14 protein-coding genes, 1 tRNA gene and 1 pseudogene are annotated in these 18,813 nt (G+C 57.0%); 12 read left to right on the top strand and 4 right to left on the bottom strand.

The annotated features are described in order from the left end of the window. Positions 1-42: 42 nt before the first annotated feature. The 7 genes from ACOSDM_RS02685 to ACOSDM_RS02655 all read left to right on the top strand — a co-directional run bounded on the left by ACOSDM_RS02685 (position 43) and on the right by ACOSDM_RS02655 (position 10,044). Positions 43-1,020, top strand: coding sequence for a FecR family protein (locus ACOSDM_RS02685; RefSeq protein WP_420722932.1), 978 nt, complete (start codon positions 43-45; stop codon positions 1,018-1,020). 159 nt (positions 1,021-1,179) lie between these two features. Continuing rightward, complete coding sequence (locus tag ACOSDM_RS02680; protein WP_420722931.1) at positions 1,180-3,558, top strand: TonB-dependent siderophore receptor; 2,379 nt, start codon at positions 1,180-1,182, stop codon at positions 3,556-3,558. 221 nt (positions 3,559-3,779) lie between these two features. Continuing rightward, complete coding sequence (locus ACOSDM_RS02675) at positions 3,780-4,595, top strand: ATP-binding cassette domain-containing protein (protein WP_420722930.1); 816 nt, start codon at positions 3,780-3,782, stop codon at positions 4,593-4,595. 44 nt (positions 4,596-4,639) lie between these two features. Next, positions 4,640-5,557, top strand: a complete 918-nt coding sequence (locus ACOSDM_RS02670; RefSeq protein WP_420722929.1) for an ABC transporter substrate-binding protein — start codon at positions 4,640-4,642, stop codon at positions 5,555-5,557. Further along, the gene (gene fhuB / locus ACOSDM_RS02665) at positions 5,448-7,562 is read left to right on the top strand and encodes a Fe(3+)-hydroxamate ABC transporter permease FhuB (RefSeq protein WP_420722928.1); all 2,115 of its coding nucleotides are present in this window, start codon (positions 5,448-5,450) and stop codon (positions 7,560-7,562) included. Before ACOSDM_RS02670 ends, fhuB begins: the two co-directional genes overlap by 110 nt. Continuing rightward, positions 7,559-8,380: a siderophore-iron reductase FhuF gene (fhuF, locus tag ACOSDM_RS02660; RefSeq protein ID WP_420722927.1), complete on the top strand. Its 822-nt coding sequence runs from the start codon at positions 7,559-7,561 to the stop codon at positions 8,378-8,380. The genes fhuB and fhuF overlap by 4 nt, the downstream gene beginning before the upstream one ends. Beyond that, the gene (locus ACOSDM_RS02655) at positions 8,377-10,044 is read left to right on the top strand and encodes a cyclic peptide export ABC transporter (protein ID WP_420722926.1); all 1,668 of its coding nucleotides are present in this window, start codon (positions 8,377-8,379) and stop codon (positions 10,042-10,044) included. The genes fhuF and ACOSDM_RS02655 overlap by 4 nt, the downstream gene beginning before the upstream one ends. Before the next feature lie 27 nt (positions 10,045-10,071). On the opposite strand, the pseudogene ACOSDM_RS02650 reads toward ACOSDM_RS02655, so the two are convergent. The 4 genes and pseudogenes from ACOSDM_RS02650 to ACOSDM_RS02635 form a co-directional block, all read right to left on the bottom strand. Then, a pseudogene (locus ACOSDM_RS02650) lies at positions 10,072-10,134 on the bottom strand (hypothetical protein); the annotation flags it as partial. A gap of 276 nt (positions 10,135-10,410) precedes the next feature. After that, positions 10,411-10,584, bottom strand: a complete 174-nt coding sequence (locus tag ACOSDM_RS02645) for a hypothetical protein (RefSeq protein WP_420723127.1) — start codon at positions 10,582-10,584, stop codon at positions 10,411-10,413. A 251-nt stretch (positions 10,585-10,835) separates the two neighbouring features. Then, a tRNA-Gln gene (locus ACOSDM_RS02640) sits at positions 10,836-10,911 on the bottom strand. Between the two features lie 107 nt (positions 10,912-11,018). After that, positions 11,019-11,306, bottom strand: coding sequence for a hypothetical protein (locus ACOSDM_RS02635; protein ID WP_420722925.1), 288 nt, complete (start codon positions 11,304-11,306; stop codon positions 11,019-11,021). Positions 11,307-11,543: 237 nt separating this feature from the next. Between ACOSDM_RS02635 and dnaG the strand changes: the two genes are divergently transcribed. The 5 genes from dnaG to ACOSDM_RS02610 all read left to right on the top strand — a co-directional run bounded on the left by dnaG (position 11,544) and on the right by ACOSDM_RS02610 (position 18,795). Further along, complete coding sequence (gene dnaG / locus ACOSDM_RS02630; protein ID WP_420722924.1) at positions 11,544-13,472, top strand: DNA primase; 1,929 nt, start codon at positions 11,544-11,546, stop codon at positions 13,470-13,472. 50 nt (positions 13,473-13,522) lie between these two features. Continuing rightward, positions 13,523-15,625 (top strand): RNA polymerase sigma factor RpoD, encoded by a 2,103-nt coding sequence (rpoD, locus tag ACOSDM_RS02625; RefSeq protein ID WP_420722923.1) that lies wholly within the window; start codon positions 13,523-13,525, stop codon positions 15,623-15,625. A gap of 331 nt (positions 15,626-15,956) precedes the next feature. Next, positions 15,957-16,223 carry a helix-turn-helix transcriptional regulator gene (locus ACOSDM_RS02620; RefSeq protein WP_420722922.1) on the top strand — a complete coding sequence of 89 codons (267 nt, stop codon included), beginning with the start codon at positions 15,957-15,959 and terminating at the stop codon, positions 16,221-16,223. Next, entirely contained in the window at positions 16,224-17,513 is a 1,290-nt protein-coding gene (locus ACOSDM_RS02615) for a type II toxin-antitoxin system HipA family toxin (protein ID WP_420722921.1), read from the top strand. 154 nt (positions 17,514-17,667) lie between these two features. Continuing rightward, entirely contained in the window at positions 17,668-18,795 is a 1,128-nt protein-coding gene (locus tag ACOSDM_RS02610; protein ID WP_420722920.1) for a peptidase C39 family protein, read from the top strand. Positions 18,796-18,813: the final 18 nt, after the last annotated feature.

The raw sequence follows: 18,813 nt of genomic DNA, 5'->3' as shown, positions 1-18,813 counted from the left end.
ATCGCCCATGCGTAAAAGATCGCAACTGAAGTGCTGAGAGACATGCCCGAGCGAAAAGATCATGCCACGGCCGCACGGGACCAAGCCCTGCAGTGGTTCGTTCACCTGAATTCCGGCGGGGCAACGGAGTCGGACCACACCGCCTTCGGAGAGTGGCTGCGCACAGACAGCGCGAATTTCGAGGAATTTCGCCATCTGGAATGTGTTTGGTCGGACCTTGATCACATCCCGGATTCCCGATCGCACAACAGTAAGGTGACGCAATACGGATTTTGGACAACGAGACGGGCGGCACTTTTCGGTGGTGCAGGGTTGGCGCTCTCTACCGCATTGCTCACGGTCGGTATCGAGAGGCAGCAGATTGAAAGCCTCCTGTTGGGTGATTTCCGAACGGGCACGGGGGAGCGGCGCGATGTGTCGCTCTCGGACGGTAGCGAAGCCATGCTGGATGCAGGGACCTCAATCGCGCTGGATTTCACGCCCGCGCAAAGACAGATTCGTCTCATCTCGGGCCGCGCCGCCTTCACGGTCGTGCACGATCCAGCCCGGCCCTTCCTCGTTTCCTGCAACGGTGCAACCATTCGGGCGCTTGGGACCAAGTTTGTCGTGCATCGCCGTCGCAGCGGTATCGTGGTCGCCGTTACCGAAAACGCGGTCGAGGTCTCAATCAGCGAGCCAGCCAATGCGGCCCGTGGCATGGCCGTCGTGTCAGCCGGACAGCGGATTACCGTCGGGGAGCATATTCTGGGCGATGTAAAGCGCTCGGAGGATGATTCAGAAACCGCATGGCAACGGAACCGCATGGTTTTCAGAGACTGTCCGCTTGGGGACGTGGTTGCCGATCTCAACCGGTACCGGAAAGGCCGCATCGTCATTCTGGATGATGACCTGAACAATCTGAGGGTGGATGGAAGCTTCAATCTGGAGAACCCTGACTCCGCCTTCCGTGCTATCGTAATGACCCTTCCCGTGACCGAGATTAGGTTAACGGAGTACCTCGTTCTCCTCAACAAAGCATAACCCACAAATTTTTTTTCGTTTTTGGGTGAGGTCGCGGCCCCTGCCCGACGTCTTGGAGTCGAGAAGATGCAACTAAGACGCATTTTCACAATCTCAAGCGAGGGTGATATGATGAATTTTCGGGGAGAATGGAGGCCGTCTCGACGCAGCCGCCTTTGGATGACAACAGCTCTGGCGGTGACGGTTCTGGGGATGACAGCCACCGGATCAGCCGCATACGCAGCGGAGGGAGATGCCGTCAATACGGCCCTTCAGATTTCGCAGGTGCCACGCAACGAGGTTATGCAGTTCGACATTCCGGCCGGACTGATTCCCGATGTTCTTCTCACTTTCGGCGAACAGACCGGATATCAGGTACTCTACCCGACGGATTTGGCGCGGGACGTCGCCTCTCCCGGCGTGTCCGGTGAAATGACCCCGAATGAAGCCCTTGAACGCCTGCTGGGCGCATCCGGTCTCGTATATCGTTTCGCATCCGAAGACACGGTGACGGTCAGTGCACAGGAAGAAAAACAAAACGAGGGGATGTTGCTACCGCCTATCCTTGTGACAGACACCGCGACCAAGACCGATACGCGAATGGATGAAATTCCGGCGTCGGTATCGGTCATCACGCGTGAGGATATGGACCGGCGTGGCGTGGAGACCTTAAATGACGCGATGTCCTATACGCCGGGCATCCGCATCATCGATTATCCGGGGGGGCAAGGGAACTCCCAACTGTATCTTCGAGGATTCCGCACGCTCAATTTCGCTGGCGAGTATCATGATGGACTGCGCGGTGGTTTTAACGGTTACGATAATGACATCGAACTTTACGGGGTGGAACAGGTCGATTTTCTGCGTGGCCCGGCCTCGGTTCTCTATGGCCAGGGAGAGCCGGGCGGCCTGCTCAACCTGACGACGAAGCGACCGACACGCGACGCAGTCAATGAAGTGCAGATGCAGGTTGGGAATTTTGAGCATTTCCAGGGCGCCTTCGATGTGGGCGGATCCACCAACGAAAACGGCGACCTTCTATACCGTATCGTTGGACTTGCCCGAAGAAGCGGTACCCAGTTTGAACATATTCCAGATGATCGCGAGTATTTCGCCCCTTCCATCACCTGGAACGCATCGGACGACACCAGTGTGACTCTGCTGACAAGCTATCTGCACAAGAAAGGCGGCGGTGCCGAACAGAGCTTCCCGGCTAGTGGTACGATCGACGATAATCCGAACGGCTCCATCGATCATGACCTGTTTCTCGGTGAGCCCGATCACAATGACAGTGATGTCTCGAACCTTGCGACGACTGTGATCATCGACCACCGATTCAACGAGACTTTCGCCATGCATTCGGCGACACGCTACCTTTATGCCGACGCCGAATACAGCACCGTCGGCAGCCGCTCTGGAACGCTGACGGGGGATCGTCTTCTGTCCCGAAACTCGCAGTATCGTGAGCAGGAAGCGCACCAGATTCTGACGGATAATAACGTTGAAGTGACGCTCGATACGGGCCCTGTGTTTCATACGATCCTGGGCGGGGTAGATTACGCCGCCTATACGCGCAGCGAAACCCGATTTAACGGAAATAACACAACGCTGGACGTTTTCAATCCATCTTACGGAACGCCGATCTCGATTGGAACAACACCCTCCGTCGATACTAGGCTGACGATCCAACAGGTCGGTTTGTACGGGCAGGAGCAGGCACAAATCGGCGATCTAACGCTGACCGGGAACCTGCGCTATGACCAAGTGAAGTCGAACAGCAAGAACAAGCGGAACGGCACCACGACGAAACTATCCGACAGTGCGTTGACCTGGCGCGGCGGGGCAATATATGCATTCAACTCCGGCGTCAGCCCATATGCCAGCTACTCTACATCGTTCTTTCCTCAAGTCGCGGCGCCGGCTTTCGACGGCACCTCGTTCGATCCGACCGAGGGCGAAGAATACGAAGTCGGCGTTAAATATGAGCCGCGAGGATACAACAGCTCCGTCACTGCGTCCGTTTTCCACATTACCCAGACGAACGTTCTATCGGCCGATCCGTCTCATACCGGATACTTTCTTGCGGCTGGCGAGGTTGTTTCCAAAGGACTGGAATTGGAAGGGCGCATTGATTTAGCCGACGGTTTGTATACCAAAGGCTCCTATACATATACCGACGCGGTGATCACAAAAGACACGTCCCAAATCGGCGTGAAGGGCAACCAGATGGTGGCCGTTCCCAAGCATCAAGGATCAGTTTGGCTCGACTACACCCTCCAAGGTGGACCGTTGAGCGGCTTGGGATTGGGCGGCGGCGTTCGCTATGTCGGAAAGACCTTCGACGCGTCCAACACCAACATCGTCGATGCCTATGCTTTGTTCGATGCGAGCATTCGTTACGACCTGGGAGAGGTGCTGCCGTCCCTTGCAGGAACTGAATTGAGGGTCGACGGCAGCAATCTGTTCGATACCGAATACTACACGCCCGGATTTTCGCGGAACCTCGTTTTCGCCGGCAATGAACGCCGGGTAATCAGCACGCTGACGCATCGTTGGTAGGCGACTCGGCCGCAGTTTTCCCATCGAAGTGGACGGCGTTGCTGATACCAGGATGCGGAATGAAGAGTGATGTGATTGGCGGGGTCGAACTTAGGCTCCGCTATTTCACGTATCTAAAGGGTTGAATTGACGGTTGTGGAAGACCGACCCGTTTGGAGGAAGACCAGGTGGCCATGTCTCCATATCGGGGCGAGATCTATCGCGGGCAAAGGACGAGACCGATGTTGAAACAAGAAGGCAAGCAGCCTGAAGGCGAGGCACAAGGCAGCGTGTGTTTCGACCTCAACGGGGCCTCGTTCAGGATAGAAGACCGAGTGTTGGTTGAGCCGACGACGCTGTCGCTTACCGGAGGGCGTGTGTATGGGTTGATCGGCCACAATGGCTCCGGCAAGACAACGCTGCTGCGCCTTCTGGCCCGACAGCAAACCGTGAGTTCGGGACGTATTGATTTTCAAGGCCTTCCTCTGGATAACTGGTCCCATCGATGCTACGCGCGCAAGGTTGCCTATCTGCCACAAACCCCGCCTGCCGCAATTGGCATGACAGTTCAGGAGTTGGTCGCTCTCGGGCGGTATCCGTGGCATGGCGCTCTTGGCCGCTTCACCAACAAAGACCGACAGAAGGTCGAGGAGGCGATGGTCGCGACGGGTGTGGGCGCATTCGCAACGCGGTTGGTGGATAGCCTTTCAGGTGGAGAGCGGCAGCGGGCCTGGCTGGCAATGCTGGTGGCGCAGAATCCGGATTGCCTTCTACTCGACGAGCCGACTTCAGCATTGGATTTGGCGCATCAGATTCAAGTGTTGGATTTGGTGCGCCGCCTCGCGCGGAACGGCCCAACCGTTGTCGTGGTTCTGCATGACGTCAATATGGCCGCGCGCTTCTGTGATGAGGTGTTGGCGATGCGGGGCGGAAAGCTGATCCATGGCGGCCCACCCGCTGATGTCGTTACCGAAGCCTCGCTTAAGGCGATTTACAATCTTCCGATGGTCGTTCTACCACATCCGGAAACAGGCGACCCGATGGCATTCCCGCGATGAGAGAGGAGATTTCCCGTCGAAACCTGCTGGCGTGCTTGGGGCTCATGACAATACCCCCTGCCCTTACAACGAGTAAGGTCGCCGTTGGCACAGCGCATGCCGCCACCTCATCCGAGGGGGTGAACGGTCCACGTGTCGCCGCCCTTGGCTGGGCCACGGCGCAATCGCTGTTGGCCATCGGTGCCGAACCATTGCTGATGCCGGAGATCGAACGCTACAGCCGTCTTGTCGTCGAGCCGCCGGTACCCGAAAGCGTGAGGGAGGCGGGTCTGCGCTCGGAACCCAGCCTGGAACTCTTGGCCCAACTGCAACCGGACCTGATCGTGATTGATCCCTCGCTCGGCGGGGCCCGTGCCCGACTGGAGCGCATCGCGCCGGTGGAGGTTTTCGATATTCGCGCTACCGAGACGCATTCGGCCTATGAACGATCCGGTTTAGCGATACGGGAAATCGCCTTGCGCCTTGGGATGGAGGAGGCGTGCGAATCGTATTTGGCGCGCGTCGAAGATACAATCTCGGCAGCGGTACCAGGTTTCGCACAGTATCGCGGTGGGCCTGTCTATGTGGTCGGTGAGTTGGTTCGAAACGCCATGTTGGTATTCGGTGGGCGTTGTATCTACCAGGACTTGCTCGACCGGTTCGGCCTGCAGAATGCCTGGACCGGCCCGACAAGCGCGTGGGGCCATGCCACGGTCCCGTTGGAAGTCATGGCAGAAGTGCCGGAGGCCCGGCTTCTTTTATTAAGCCGCCAAGCCGCAGACTTAAAGGCAATGATCGAGGCACGACCGCTTACGCGCCGCCTCCCTTTCGTGCGCGACGGTCGGATCACGGTTCTGGACAACATGTTGTTCTATGGTGGCGTGCCGACCGCTGACCGTTTCACGCGGTTGTTGGTCGAGCGTTTGCCGCTGGACAAGTCGGGATCTGGCGCGGCTACCGGAGAGGAAACCGGACATGGTTGAGACCGTGACCGTCGATTCTCGGCGCTGCTCTGTCACCAAGCCTATGGCCCTCGCCGCCATGCTTCTCGCGATCGCCGCGATTTTGGCATGCCGCCAGTTGGAACTTCGATTGCCGCCGGAACGCTGGATTGACGCGTTATTCGGCCTGGATATCTCGGACGACGGCAACGCCTTGGTGGCGCACTACGTGCTCCTTCCGCGCATGGCGGTCGCGCTGATGAGCGGAGCGGCTTTGGCTTTGGCGGGAACAATCTGTCAGCAGGTTCTTCGGAACAGGTTGGCAGAGCCCACCACCTTGGGGGTCTCCGCAGGGGCGCACCTTGCTCTTCTCGCAGCAACGTTCTGGGCGCCCGGATTGCTGGCCGTCATCGGGCGGGAAGGGGTGGCCATGGCTGGGGCGAGCGCCGCTTTGATCGCGGTTTTCTGGCTTGCCTGGTCCCGCGCGCTGGCACCGCTGGCTTTGATTCTAGCGGGCCTGATCGTCAGTCTGTATTGCGGTGCATTCGGTGCGGCGCTGGCCTTGTTTCACCACGACTATCTACGCGGAATCTTCATTTGGGGCGCGGGCGAATTGGGCCAGCAGGATTGGAGCATCGCCGCCTTTCTGGCGCCCCGACTGGCGCTTGCGGCTGTCGCGGTGGCTTTCCTGGTTCGTCCATTGACCCTTCTAGGCCTTGACGACGATGTCGCTCGCAATCTCGGTCTCGGATTAAGTGGTGCTCGGCTGGCGGCGCTTGGGGTGGCGGTAGTTCTCAGCGCCTCCGTTGTAAGTGCCGTCGGCATGCTTGGCTTTGTCGGGCTGGCGGCACCGTCATTGGTCTGGCTGGCCGGGGCGCGGCGATTGCGCGACCGTCTGGTCTGGGCACCGTTTTGCGGTGCCGGGCTGCTATGGGTGACCGACCAGTTAGTGCAACTGTTGCCGCGCGGATATCATCATGTCCCGACCGGTGCGGTCATCTCGCTGATCGGCGCCCCGATGCTATTATGGTTGCTGCCTCGACTGGGCGGGGGGGCCGCAGTACGCGCAGGGGCCGCCATTGTCGTCGAGGTGCGCCGACGGCAACCGCTTCGTCTAATCGCAGTCTTGGTGTTGGTCCTGCTGTTCGCCGTCTGGATCAGTCTTGCGGTCGGACAGGGATCCGACGGGTGGCACTGGCTCGGTGTTCAGGGTATTCAGGAACTGTGGCCCTGGCGGGCTCCCCGGCTCTTCGCCGCGCTTGCTGCCGGTGTCATGCTGGCCTTCTCTGGGGTGATGCTGCAACGCCTAACCGGCAATCCGATGGCCGCTCCGGAAGTGTTGGGAATCAGTTCCGGTGCCGCCCTGGGTGTCATTCTACTGTTGTTTACCTTGCCCACTCCCGACCGGTCCTTGCAGATGCTGGCCGGAGCCGTCGGCGCCTTTGGGGTGTTGGTGATCATTCTGATGATGGGACGGCGCGCGGCCTTCAGTCCGGACCGCCTGTTGCTTGCCGGCGTGGCGACCAGCGCCGTTTTCGGAGCCGTCGTCGCGCTTGCCATGGCAACGGGCGATCCGCGTGTCGGTACGTTGCTCACCTGGATGGCTGGTTCGACTTATCAAGTGGATACCGATGAGGTGCTGCTGCCGGCCGGATTTGCCGTCGGGATGGTGTTGTTGTCCCCGCTCCTGGCGCGCTGGCTGGAAATCTTGCCACTCGGCAGCGGGCCTGCGGCCGCGCTGGGCGTGAACGTTCCCCAAAGCCGTCTGGTGATCATGGTTGCGACGGCTGTGCCGACAGCGATCGCAACTTTGTTGATCGGCCCTTTGAGCTTCGTGGGGCTTATGGCGCCGCATATCGCCCGCATGATGGGTCTGCACCGAGCCCTTCACCAAGTATTGGGTGCCGTGTTGATCGGCGCCCTGATCATGGTCATCGCGGATTGGATCGGCCGCACGATCCTGTTTCCCTTCCAGGTCCCGGCGGGCCTTCTCGCCACGGTGATTGGTGGCCCCTATCTGATGTGGCTGTTGCGGGCGCGGCCATGAAGGACGAAACCGTGTTTGAATCGCCGGATCAGCACGAGGCCCTTCAGCGGGACCTCGCAACCGTTTGTATCGGCCGCTTCGAACCGTATCGGCATAAACTAGCCATATCCACCTTGAACGCCCCGGGCCTGGTGTCCGGTCTCGATCTGGTATCGCCCGAGCATTTGGACCGCACCCTCGCCTTTTTGGCCAAGGAGCAGGAATGCGATGACCCGCGCGTGCTAGCCAGCCTCTGGACGAGATTGTACGGGGATGTTGTGATACCGGCGGTTCTCGTGGCCAACCTGATGTTCAGGCGCGACTTGCCGATTGCCCTGGACAGGATACGTTTCGCCGTCGACGCGGAGGGAAAGCCATCCCGCATCGTATTGGCGGATGCGGGCGGCATGCTCACGACCGAAAGCACCCCGACAGAGCGTTTCAAGACGCTGGTCAACGGCAATCTCGGCCCCGTCGTCGACGCGATCGCCCGTCACGGATCGGTCTCGCCACGGATGCTGTGGGGTAATCTCGCCAGCTATTTCGAATGGACCGCGCATGTGCTGATCGTTTTCTTTGATCAACCGCCGGAACCGTTCGAGCCTCTGGAAGCGCTGCTGAATGCGCATGATCACCTGGCGGGGCCGATGCGCGATCTGGTCGAAGCACTGAGCCCGCCAGGGCACGATCCGCGAGGACGAGACCCGAGAGGCCTACGGTGGCGACGCGTATGTTGCATCCGATACCTGATTCCGGCGCTGTCCGATGCCTATTGTATCAACTGCCCGATCCGCCGCCGCGACGACGGGCGCGTTCCGAGCAAGGTAAGCCCATCATGAAGACACGTCCTATGAGTGCGTTCCTTGAAATTTGGCGTCTGGTGCGGCCCTTTTGGGCGCTCTTGACCGCTTCGGCGGTATTCGGGGCCATCGGGGGGCTCAGCGTGACGGCCTTACTGGCTACCGTGAACTATGGCTTGCACGCGGAGCAAGATCAGCAGGGCACCTTGGCACTCGCCTTCGTCGCGCTATGCCTTTTAATGTTGATCGGTTCAATCGTGGCAGATGTAGGCACCAATTTTATTGGTCAGCGCGTTATCGCGCGCTTGCGCAACTCTCTAGCCGTTAAAATCCTGGCCGCCCCCATCGACCAACTGGAGAGATATCGCACCCATAAGCTGATGCCCGTGCTGACCCACGACATTGATACCATCAGCGACTTCGCCTTCATCTTTTCGTCCTTCGCGGTTTCCGTGACAGTTGCGCTGGGCTGCCTCGGATATCTCGCCTGGCTGTCTTGGCCGATGTTTTTGGTAACCGTGACAGCCATCGCAATCGGTTCAATTGTGCAAGGCTGGGCGCGCACGCGGGGCGTACGTGGCTTCATGGCCGCACGCGAATCCGAAGATGCGTTGCAGAAATACTACCGTGGAATCGCCGAGGGGGCAAAGGAGCTCCGGATCAATCGTCCGCGCCGCCAATGGCTTTATACCGAGCAGTTGCGACGGACCGTGAACGGCATCTGTACCTCACAAATTGCCGCAATCAACCTGTTCGTTTCCGCCAGGGCCTTCGGCACGTCGCTGTTTTTCCTCGTGATTGCTCTTACCCTAGCGCTGCGGGATGTGCTGATGCCGAATGCCGGTGCCGAGGTGGTAAGCGGCTTCGTGCTGGTGTTGCTTTACATGAAAGGGCCTCTCGACCAGATCATCGCCGCCATCCCGTCTCTGGCGCGGGTTCAGGTTGCACTCCTTCGGGTCGCCGATTTGTCGGAACGCTTCTCCAACCCCGAACCGCATTTAACCGCCGAAGGCGATATCAAGGCGACGCCGGAAAAGCCGATTCCAGCATTTTCAACCATAGAACTCAAGGGCGTGCGATATGCCTTTCCCGAGGCGGGAGGTGCAAAGGGCTTCGAGTTGGGGCCGATTGATCTGACGATCGAAGCTGGTGAATTGCTGTTCATCGTGGGGGAGAACGGCTGTGGAAAAACCACGTTGATCAAACTGCTTCTGGGCCTTTATACGCCGACGGAAGGGGAGATTCGTCTTGATGGAATATCCGTGGACGCGCCCAACCGTGACGATTATCGGCAATCCTTCACCACTGTTTTTGCCGACTATTATCTGTTCGACGAGGTAGCAGTTCGTGACCGTGAAGTTCCGGCAGAGGCAAACGAATGGTTGGAGCGTTTGGAGATATCCCACAAGGTTGCGATCAAGGGCGGCGCGTTTACCACCACCGACCTCTCAAGCGGCCAACGCAAACGGCTGGCTCTACTTAACGCGTGGGTGGAGGGACGCCCGGTCCTTGTATTCGACGAATGGGCAGCAGATCAGGATCCAACTTTCCGACACATATTTTATGTGGAATTACTCAAAGAGTTGCAGCGCCAGGGAAAAACAATCGTTGTCATCTCTCATGATGATCGATACTTCCATCTCGCCGACCGGGTCATCCGACTCGCCGACGGCCGGATAGCGGATGGAGTTAGCCCCTCTTGAATTCGCGAGCTTGATTTCATTACCTGCTAAGACGAGCTTCTGCGCCAGTGTTGCGCCGATATTTCCTACACCGACAATTCCGATCTTCATGAGGAGGAAGATGAAGGTGCTCTAATCGTTTTATGCTCTTCGCAAGACCAATCTATGTGAAAGATGACCTGAGATCTTATAATTCCACCAGGTTTAGGTAGAGTCCGTCGACGCTAAGGAGACGGATTTACGAAGCCCAGCCGGTTCACTGAAGAACAGATCATCGGGATATTGAAGGAGCAGGAGGCTGCCATGGATGTTTCGCGTTTTCAACAGTGCCGCCGATCAAAGAGCCGTGCCATCGGCGGAACGTGGAATGCTCAAGGCTGGTCATATTTATACCGGTCCGCTCTGCCAGATTGGCGAGGAACACATCGGGGGCGGCGCGATCCAGATCGCAGCGATACATCGGGCACCTGGCAAAGCGATCCGGTATAACTCGCGAGGAGTCAGGCCATTGCCCAGAGCCAATCGCGAGAACCACGACGAGAAAGATTCCCCCGGTTCCATGCGTGGACGGTATGGCCACAAACCGTTCGACAGCAACACGCCATCCTCCAGCAGAGAAAACTGCCGGAGTTTAGCAAGAAATTGTTACGATCACATGGAAGTTGGGTATTCGGATTACCGTGTTGTTTTTGTAGAATAAATTTGTTTTAAAATAATACTTAACGATGTCGCCAGCGACAAACTTAGCTATAAAACGACATTCTTAAGTATATCTGACATCTGACAACTATGTTGGATTGGGTGCAAGAGAGTGGCTGGGGCGCTAGGATTCGAACCTAGGTATGCCGGTACCAAAAACCGGTGCGTTAACCGCTTCGCCACGCCCCATTCGCCGCTCTTGCTGAGCGGGCCGCACTTTAATCGGAGCGTCCGGTTGGGGCAAGACAGCAAAATCATCAAAAGTGACGATTTTTGTCATGCGGCAAAATTAACTGCTATTTCTGCTTTGCCGCGATCATCAGCATAAAAGGCGCCGGATCTTCGCCATGTTCAAAATGCAAATCACCCATGGCGGTCACAACATGGCGCTGTTTGTTCTTCAATGCCGCGTTCAGTTCATAGTCGACATGCTGTGTCGGCAATACATCGCGATCGATATATTCCATAAAATGACGAACGATTCGCACTGGTGTTTGGCCCATAAGATCGTCTGGCCCTTCAAAATCATATACCCCTTCATTGCCGCTTTTCGCGTCCAAAAGACGGGCCGTATACATCGCCATAATTCCAACTCCTGCGTGAAAGACTGTTTCTGGGGCGCACTATCCACTGTATTCATGACGGTTGCGTGACACCATTCGGCCCCCCTATACCGACCTGGTCGACATGCGCCTTAACAGCCATTCGGGATGTACTAATTTCGCACGATATGTTATGATGCGCGACGCACGGTTTCGCCCGCCCATCCCGACCGGTCGCGCCCAAAACGACACACCCAAACGGACAGGTTCTCGCGTTCCATGGCTTTTCCGCAATCCTTCCTTGATGAAATCCGCGCCCGGGTTTCCCTGTCGCAATTGGTCGGCAGGCGGGTGCAGTTGAAACAGAAGGGACGCGGGGACTGGTGGGGCAATTCGCCCTTTACGAATGAAAAAACACCGTCTTTCCATGTCGTTGACGACAAAGGGTTCTATCATTGCTTTTCCACGGGGGAGCATGGCGATCATTTTTCCTGGCTGATGCAGGTTGAAGGACAGAGCTTCCCTGAGGCGGTCGAGATACTGGCAGGCCTTGCCGGGCTGGAAGTGCCAAAATCTTCGCCAGAGGAACGCCAGCGCGAAGAACGCCGCAAAGATCTGGGCGATGTCATTGCCTTTGCGCGGGATTGGTACACACGCCAATTGGAGAGCCCGGCTGGCAAGGAGGCCCGCACCTATCTGCAAGGCCGCGGGCTGGAGGCCATGACGATTGAGGCGTTCCAACTGGGCTTTGCCCCGGATGATAAGGACGCCCTGGCGACAGCGGCCAAGGAACAAGGCATCGAGATGGCGCAATTGCTGGAGGCCGGCCTGTACCGTGCCCCGGATGATGGCCGCGCGCCCTACCCGCTGTTTCGCAATCGCATCATGTTCCCGATCAATGACCGGCGCGGCCGCCCCATCGCCTTTGGCGGGCGTTTCATGGGCGATGCCAAGGCCATCGGGGTTGGGAAATACATCAATTCCCCGGAAACCCCGCTGTTTGATAAATCCCGCACCCTGTACAATCTGGACCGCGCAAGAGAACCCGCCCGCCAGGGTGAGCAATTGCTGGTCGCCGAAGGCTATATGGACGTGATCGGCCTTTGGCAGGCTGGCTTCCCTGCCAGTGTCGCCCCTTTAGGCACGGCGGTAACTGAATTACAGATTGCTGAACTGTGGCGTCATGCAGATGAACCGATCCTGTGCCTGGATGGCGATGTCGCTGGGCAAAAGGCCGCCATTCGCGCCGCAGAACGGGCTTTGAGCGGATTGGAACCCGGCAAAAGCCTGTCCTTTGCCTTTTTACCGGAAGGGGAAGACCCAGACAGTCTGGTCAGCGGCCATGACGGCATACGCACCATGAATGAGATACTCGGTGGTGCCCATCCCCTGGCGCAATTTTTGTTTGAAACCGAATCAGATGGGATGCGACTGGACACACCGGAGCGCCGCGCCCGTCTGGAGGCAGACCTTTTTCAACTCGTCTCAGGCATTCAGAATGATCTGGTGCGGAAGGAATATCAGCGCACATTTCGCGATATGCTGTTCAATCTGCATCGGAAACACAGCCAGACGCGGCTGAAGCAAGCCCGCCGCCAGGCTATCCGCGAATGGCGTGGAAACCGCGATACATCCTTGGGCCCGAAGGCGGAATCCCCGTTTGGCAAACGCCTGATGGACGATGCCGCGCGCCGCCTGGTGCGCCGCCGCCAAGAGATCGTTCTGGCAACCCTGGTCAATCATCCAGATCTGATTTCAGAGTTTGATGAGGTTTTAGACATCTTCGCCTTTGATGCCGACCTTGACAAGCTGCGCGCCGAACTCCAAAAACACGCTGTGTTGGGCATTACGCTTGACCCGGAGGCGCTTACACACCACTTGATCGCAAGCGGGGTGCAAGCGTCTTTGTCTGCTGTTACCGTTCCGGGCGTCTACAGTCTGGCTCCGCAGGCGAAACCCTCTGCCTCCTCATCGGAGGCGCGAGAGTTGCTGGAGCATATCCTGTTAATCCGGCAGCAAGGGGCGCTGCTGGGGGAATATCAAACAGCAGGCCGGGATCCCGTGGCGCAAGCGTCCTCGGGTCCTGACAGTTGGGGGCCGGGGGACTGGGAAAAGCGAGATGCCCGATTGGCGGCTTTGCGCCGATCGGTGGATGATGGAGAAGGCCAATTGGGCCAGGATCTGTCGGACTATAGTGACAAGAGCTAGGACGCTGGCGCATATCGCGTCAGGGTATCGGTGGAAGGAAGACGGGCAATATGGCGAGCAAAGCCGAAGCGAGTGAAGCGACCGAGACAACAGAAGAACAGGCAGACGGTCCGGTTCTTGAAGACGCGCACTCAGCGGTAAAGAAGCTTCTGCAAAAAGGCAAAGAGCGCGGGTTCATCTCAATTGATGAACTGAACGAAGCGCTGCCGCAGGAGCAGGTATCCTCTGAACAGATCGAAGACGTGATGACCATGTTAAACGACATGGGCATTAATGTTGTCGATGGTGAAGAGCCTGATAGCGACCCGGAAGCAAAGCCGGCGGAAGAGCGGACCACCGAAGCCTCGGGCGATGCCGGTAATATCTCGGATGATGAAGTCGGGCGCACCGATGACCCCGTGCGCATGTATTTGCGCGAAATGGGCTCTGTTGAGCTGTTGTCGCGCGAAGGCGAAATCGCGATTGCCAAACGGATTGAGGCCGGGCGCGAGAAGATGATCGGCGCCCTGTGCGAAAGCCCGCTGACCATGCGCGCGATCACGGACTGGCACGATCAATTGCTGGAAGGACAGATTCTGCTGCGCGATGTCATTGATCTGGATGCGACCATGTCGTCGGGTCCTGATGCCGATGATATGGCCGATATCGAATCCGGGGATGAAGAAGCCGGTGAATCTGAAGCGCTGAAAGCAGCAGAGAAAGCCAAAGAAGACGCCGAAGAGACGGAAGACGACGACACCGAAGAGGCCCCCAAGGTTGCGGCGAAACCAGAAATCGTCAAACCTGTCGAGGCCGCTAAAACAGCCGAACCCGCTGCGGATGGCGAGCCTGTCGATGGCGTTTCGCCATCAGGTGACAGCGATGAGGACGAGGACGGCGAAGAAAACAATATGTCGCTGGCTGCCATGGAGCAGGCCTTAAAGCCGACCGTCCTGGAGACATTCGAAAAGATTTCCGACACCTATGGCAAGCTGCAACGGGCGCAGGACAAGCGCGTCAGCAGCATGCAAAAAGGGGAATCCGTCTCCCGCTCTACTGAGCGTACCTATGACAAGCACCGCAAAGAATTGATCCAGTTGATGGATGAGGTGCGTCTGAACAATATTCGCATCGAGCAATTGGTTGAAGAGCTGTATTCAATCAACAAGAACATGATTACCCAGGAAGGCAAATTGCTGCGCCTGGCACTGGAATGCAAAATTGACCGCGAAGCCTTCCTGGAAAGCTATTACGGGCGCGAGTTGGACCCGAACTGGCTGGAAGAAATGGCAGACGTTTCCAACGCCTGGGCCAAGTTCGCTGCGAAATACGCGATCAAAATTGAAGAGCTGCGCGCTGGCATTGGCGAAATCGCTAATGAAGCAGGAATGCCCATACAGGAATTCCGTCGCATCACCTCGACCGTTCAACAGGGCGAGCGGGAAGCCAGTCGCGCGAAAAAGGAAATGGTTGAGGCGAACCTGCGCCTGGTGATTTCGATTGCGAAGAAATACACCAATCGCGGCCTGCAATTCCTGGATTTGATCCAGGAAGGGAATATCGGTCTGATGAAGGCGGTGGATAAGTTTGAATATCGCCGTGGCTATAAGTTCTCGACCTATGCGACTTGGTGGATTCGCCAGGCAATCACGCGGTCCATCGCGGATCAGGCGCGCACGATCCGTATTCCCGTGCATATGATTGAAACGATCAACAAGCTGGTACGCACATCCCGCCAGATGTTGCACGAGATTGGGCGCGAACCGACTCCGGAGGAATTGGCCGAAAAACTGGCCATGCCGCTGGAAAAAGTCCGCAAGGTTCTGAAGATTGCGAAAGAGCCGATCTCTCTGGAAACCCCAATCGGGGACGAAGAAGACAGCCATCTGGGCGATTTCATCGAAGACAAGAACGCACTGTTGCCGTCTGATGCCGCAATCCATTCGAACCTGCGGGAAACCACAACACGGGTTCTGGCCTCTTTGACGCCCCGTGAAGAGCGCGTGTTGCGCATGCGGTTTGGTATCGGGATGAATACCGACCACACATTGGAAGAAGTCGGTCAGCAGTTCAGCGTCACCCGGGAACGTATCCGCCAGATCGAGGCAAAGGCCTTGCGCAAGCTGAAACACCCCAGCCGCAGCCGCAAACTGCGCAGCTTCCTGGACTATTAGAGCAAATCCCGAGCAAACGGAATCGTTTGTGACGACGTATTTGCTTAGAAAACAAATGGTTAGAATATCCTGTCTGAGTTCATGATGCTCTAATGCCAATCGCTTCCTCTGCCCGGCGCATATCCTCATCATGGGGTCGCCGGGCCAGGGGGTGCTGAATTAGCCCCCAGTCAAATAGTGCAGTATAAATTGCAGCGACCCTCCTGTTGGGGCTTAGCTTATTATCCGATATTTCAATTAAATTCATTTATCCGAAATATCGCTTATATTGATTTATCCGTAAAACCGTGTAAAATAAACTGAGAACCAGGAGATAGGGACCGGACATATCATGACCCCTAAAGTAAAAACCCCTTTTGACATTGGGGCCATAATACGGGCGCGTCGTATGGCAATGGGCCTTACCCAAGCCAGCCTGGCAAAACAGGTTAGAATTCGACAACAGACCTTGTCTGGAATCGAAAACGGCGCGCAAGGAACGTCAATATCCACTCTGCTCGCCCTGTTCCACACATTAGGGCTTCAGATAACATTAGGGGATATTCCCCCCCCTTCTAACACTTCAGACACTATCAATCTCAGCGAGATCGTTGATTAAATGGCACGGGGGCAAAAGCTAGGTCGACTTGCGATCCTGATAGACGATACCTCCGTCGGCATGTTATTCAAAAGGTCAGGGTCTACAGTGTTCGTCTATGATGGAAGTTGGCTCGCCAATCCTAATGCCTATCCTTTATCGATCAGCCTCCCCCTCATTCGCGGGGAACACCCTGCACGAATATCAGAGGCTTTCTTTTGGGGATTGCTACCGGATAACGAGGCAATCCTTCAGCGAATTGCTGAAGACCATAACACATCTGTCCGCAGCCTAATGGGGTTGCTGCAGGCCATTGGCAGCGAATGTCCGGGTGCAATACGCATTCTGCCCGATTTGACCGATGCCGCCTTGGAGGCGGAACCAGAGAAAGTAACCTGGTTGTCGGAAACTGAAATCGCAGATCGCCTGCGAAACCTGGCGCGCCATCCATTAGGGCGCAAGACAACTGATCATGGACAGTTCAGCCTGGCAGGGGCGCAGCCCAAAACTGCCTTCATACGAGACTCCTCTGGCCGCTATGGCATCCCCAGCGGACGTATCCCAACAACCCATATCATAAAGCCTCCAGTATCCGGATTTGATGGTTTCGTTGAAAACGAGCATTTCTGCCTATCGCTTGCAAAACGATTAGGCTTATCAACCTGTGCAACTAAGGTGGAGCATTTTGGCGACCAGATTGCCATCGTTGTGACGCGGTTTGATCGGCGGTTTATGCCAGATGGACGCATTCTGCGCATTCATCAGGAAGATTTCTGCCAGGCTGCGGGCATTCATCCTGACAACAAATACCAGGTCTTGGGAGGGCCATCCCCAGAAACCTGCCTGGCTTTGCTGGACTCCTCGGATCGACCGGAGGTCGACAAAACCAACTTTATCCTGGCCTTGGGGTACAATTGGATTATCGGCGGCACAGATGGGCATGCAAAAAACTACTCCATGCTCCATACCCCGAACCAAACACGTTTAGCCCCCCTGTATGACATTGCCAGTGCGACAGCCTATCCTCAAAAATATGAGCGTCGCGATTTAAAGATGGCAATGAAAATAGAACAGAAGGCGGAATTTGATCAGGTCATGGGTCGACACTGGCAACGACTGGCGGAAAAAGCCCGATTGGACGGCGACTATATTCTACATCGCTTAAGGGAAATAGCAGACTCTGCCCCTGATCACGCACTTTCCGTTGCCACACAGTGCCAGCAAGAAGGTCTGGAACACCCGATCCTCCACAGACTTGTCGATGCCGTAACCCACGGTGCAAGGGCCTGCCACCATCAATTGACGCTGTGATACAAATCCCAGCCATGCATTCAGTGCGGGGATATGATCTAATTTTCGCAGCATGAATTCATTTTAAGTTTGCGTTGGTTTGCCCGATATAGCGTTCTGAACGCGCTGGTCCGCTCATCGGGAGTTAGACTAGGCGCGTTGGGATTTCCCCGTTATGGATAGTATTGTTTCCGAAGCAACCATTCGCCCTGCCGTTCTGGAGGACCTGGACGGCCTGGTGGATGTGGAAACCGCCTGTTTCCTGACCGACCGTATCAGCCGGCGCAGCTTTCGCCATTTGTTGATCAAGGGCCATCAATCGACCCGGGTGCTGTGTGACCCGACAGGGCAGTTGATCGGCTATGCGATGGTTCTGTTTCATCAGGGGACCTCTCTGGCGCGCCTGTACTCTTTGGCGGTCCTGCCGGATCGCCGTGGAAAGGGCTATGCACGGGCGCTGCTGGCGGCCGCAGAAGACGCCGCTGCTGACGGGGATGCGGCCTATCTGCGTCTGGAAGTCCATGCCGGCAACGAAGGGGCCATCGCACTGTATCGCCAGGCGGGGTACAAACCCTTTGGGCGAATTACCGGATACTATGAAGATGGCGGCGATGCCCTGCGTCTGGACAAGGCCCTGATCGGCAGCCGCCCCACATCCGCCGACCGCATTCCCTATTACGCACAAAGCCTGGATTTCACCTGTGGGCCAGCCTGTCTGATGATGGCGATGACCGCGCTTAAGCCCGAAACACCGATGACACGCCGGGAAGAATTGCGCCTGTGGCGGGAGGCGACGACGGTCTTTATGACCAAAGGCCCTGCGGGATGTTCCCCCTATGGCATGGCGCTGGCCGCTGCGGCCCGCGGCTTTGACGTGCGGGTGCATGTGCGCGATCCAGACGTGATGTTCATCGACTCCGTCCGCAGCCAGAAGAAAAAGGACGTCATTCGCCTGGTTCAGGAAGATTATCTGGCGCAATTGCAAGATCTTGAAATTCCCGTCGACAACCGGGCCCTGACATTGCCGGAGGTTCAGGAGGTTCTGGACAGCGGCGGTATCCCGATCGTGTTGATTTCGACCTATGCGCTGGATCGTGAAAAGGTACCCCATTGGGTTGTCGTGGTGGCGCTGAGTGACCGTTTCGTCTTTGTACATGACCCCTTTGTCGACCCGGATGTGATCCAAAGCCAGACGGATCGGATGGCCCTGCCCATCCCCCGGGAAGATTTCGAACGCATGTCCCGCTATGGCCGGGCCCGCCAGCGCGCCGCATTGGTGCTGCGCCTGACGGCAACAAGCTAACCTTACAGGAGTTTCAGC

This window comes from Hwanghaeella sp. LZ110 (genome assembly GCF_048892525.1).
Lineage (GTDB): Bacteria > Pseudomonadota > Alphaproteobacteria > UBA8366 > Aestuariispiraceae > Pacificispira.
Note: the sequence above shows the minus strand (reverse complement) of the source record. Positions and strands in the feature narration are given on the sequence as shown.

Coding starts and splice junctions, on each gene's coding strand:
- ACOSDM_RS02680 (WP_420722931.1), top strand. CDS start 1,180: ATGACAACAGCTCTGGCGGTGACGGTTCTGGGGATGACAGCCACCGGA.
- ACOSDM_RS02675 (WP_420722930.1), top strand. CDS start 3,780: ATGTTGAAACAAGAAGGCAAGCAGCCTGAAGGCGAGGCACAAGGCAGC.
- ACOSDM_RS02645 (WP_420723127.1), bottom strand. CDS start 10,584: ATGGAACCGGGGGAATCTTTCTCGTCGTGGTTCTCGCGATTGGCTCTG.
- rpoD (WP_420722923.1), top strand. CDS start 13,523: ATGGCGAGCAAAGCCGAAGCGAGTGAAGCGACCGAGACAACAGAAGAA.
- ACOSDM_RS02655 (WP_420722926.1), top strand. CDS start 8,377: ATGAAGACACGTCCTATGAGTGCGTTCCTTGAAATTTGGCGTCTGGTG.
- ACOSDM_RS02620 (WP_420722922.1), top strand. CDS start 15,957: ATGACCCCTAAAGTAAAAACCCCTTTTGACATTGGGGCCATAATACGG.
- dnaG (WP_420722924.1), top strand. CDS start 11,544: ATGGCTTTTCCGCAATCCTTCCTTGATGAAATCCGCGCCCGGGTTTCC.
- ACOSDM_RS02685 (WP_420722932.1), top strand. CDS start 43: ATGCCCGAGCGAAAAGATCATGCCACGGCCGCACGGGACCAAGCCCTG.
- fhuF (WP_420722927.1), top strand. CDS start 7,559: ATGAAGGACGAAACCGTGTTTGAATCGCCGGATCAGCACGAGGCCCTT.
- fhuB (WP_420722928.1), top strand. CDS start 5,448: ATGGTGGCGTGCCGACCGCTGACCGTTTCACGCGGTTGTTGGTCGAGC.
- ACOSDM_RS02635 (WP_420722925.1), bottom strand. CDS start 11,306: ATGGCGATGTATACGGCCCGTCTTTTGGACGCGAAAAGCGGCAATGAA.
- ACOSDM_RS02610 (WP_420722920.1), top strand. CDS start 17,668: ATGGATAGTATTGTTTCCGAAGCAACCATTCGCCCTGCCGTTCTGGAG.
- ACOSDM_RS02670 (WP_420722929.1), top strand. CDS start 4,640: ATGACAATACCCCCTGCCCTTACAACGAGTAAGGTCGCCGTTGGCACA.
- ACOSDM_RS02615 (WP_420722921.1), top strand. CDS start 16,224: ATGGCACGGGGGCAAAAGCTAGGTCGACTTGCGATCCTGATAGACGAT.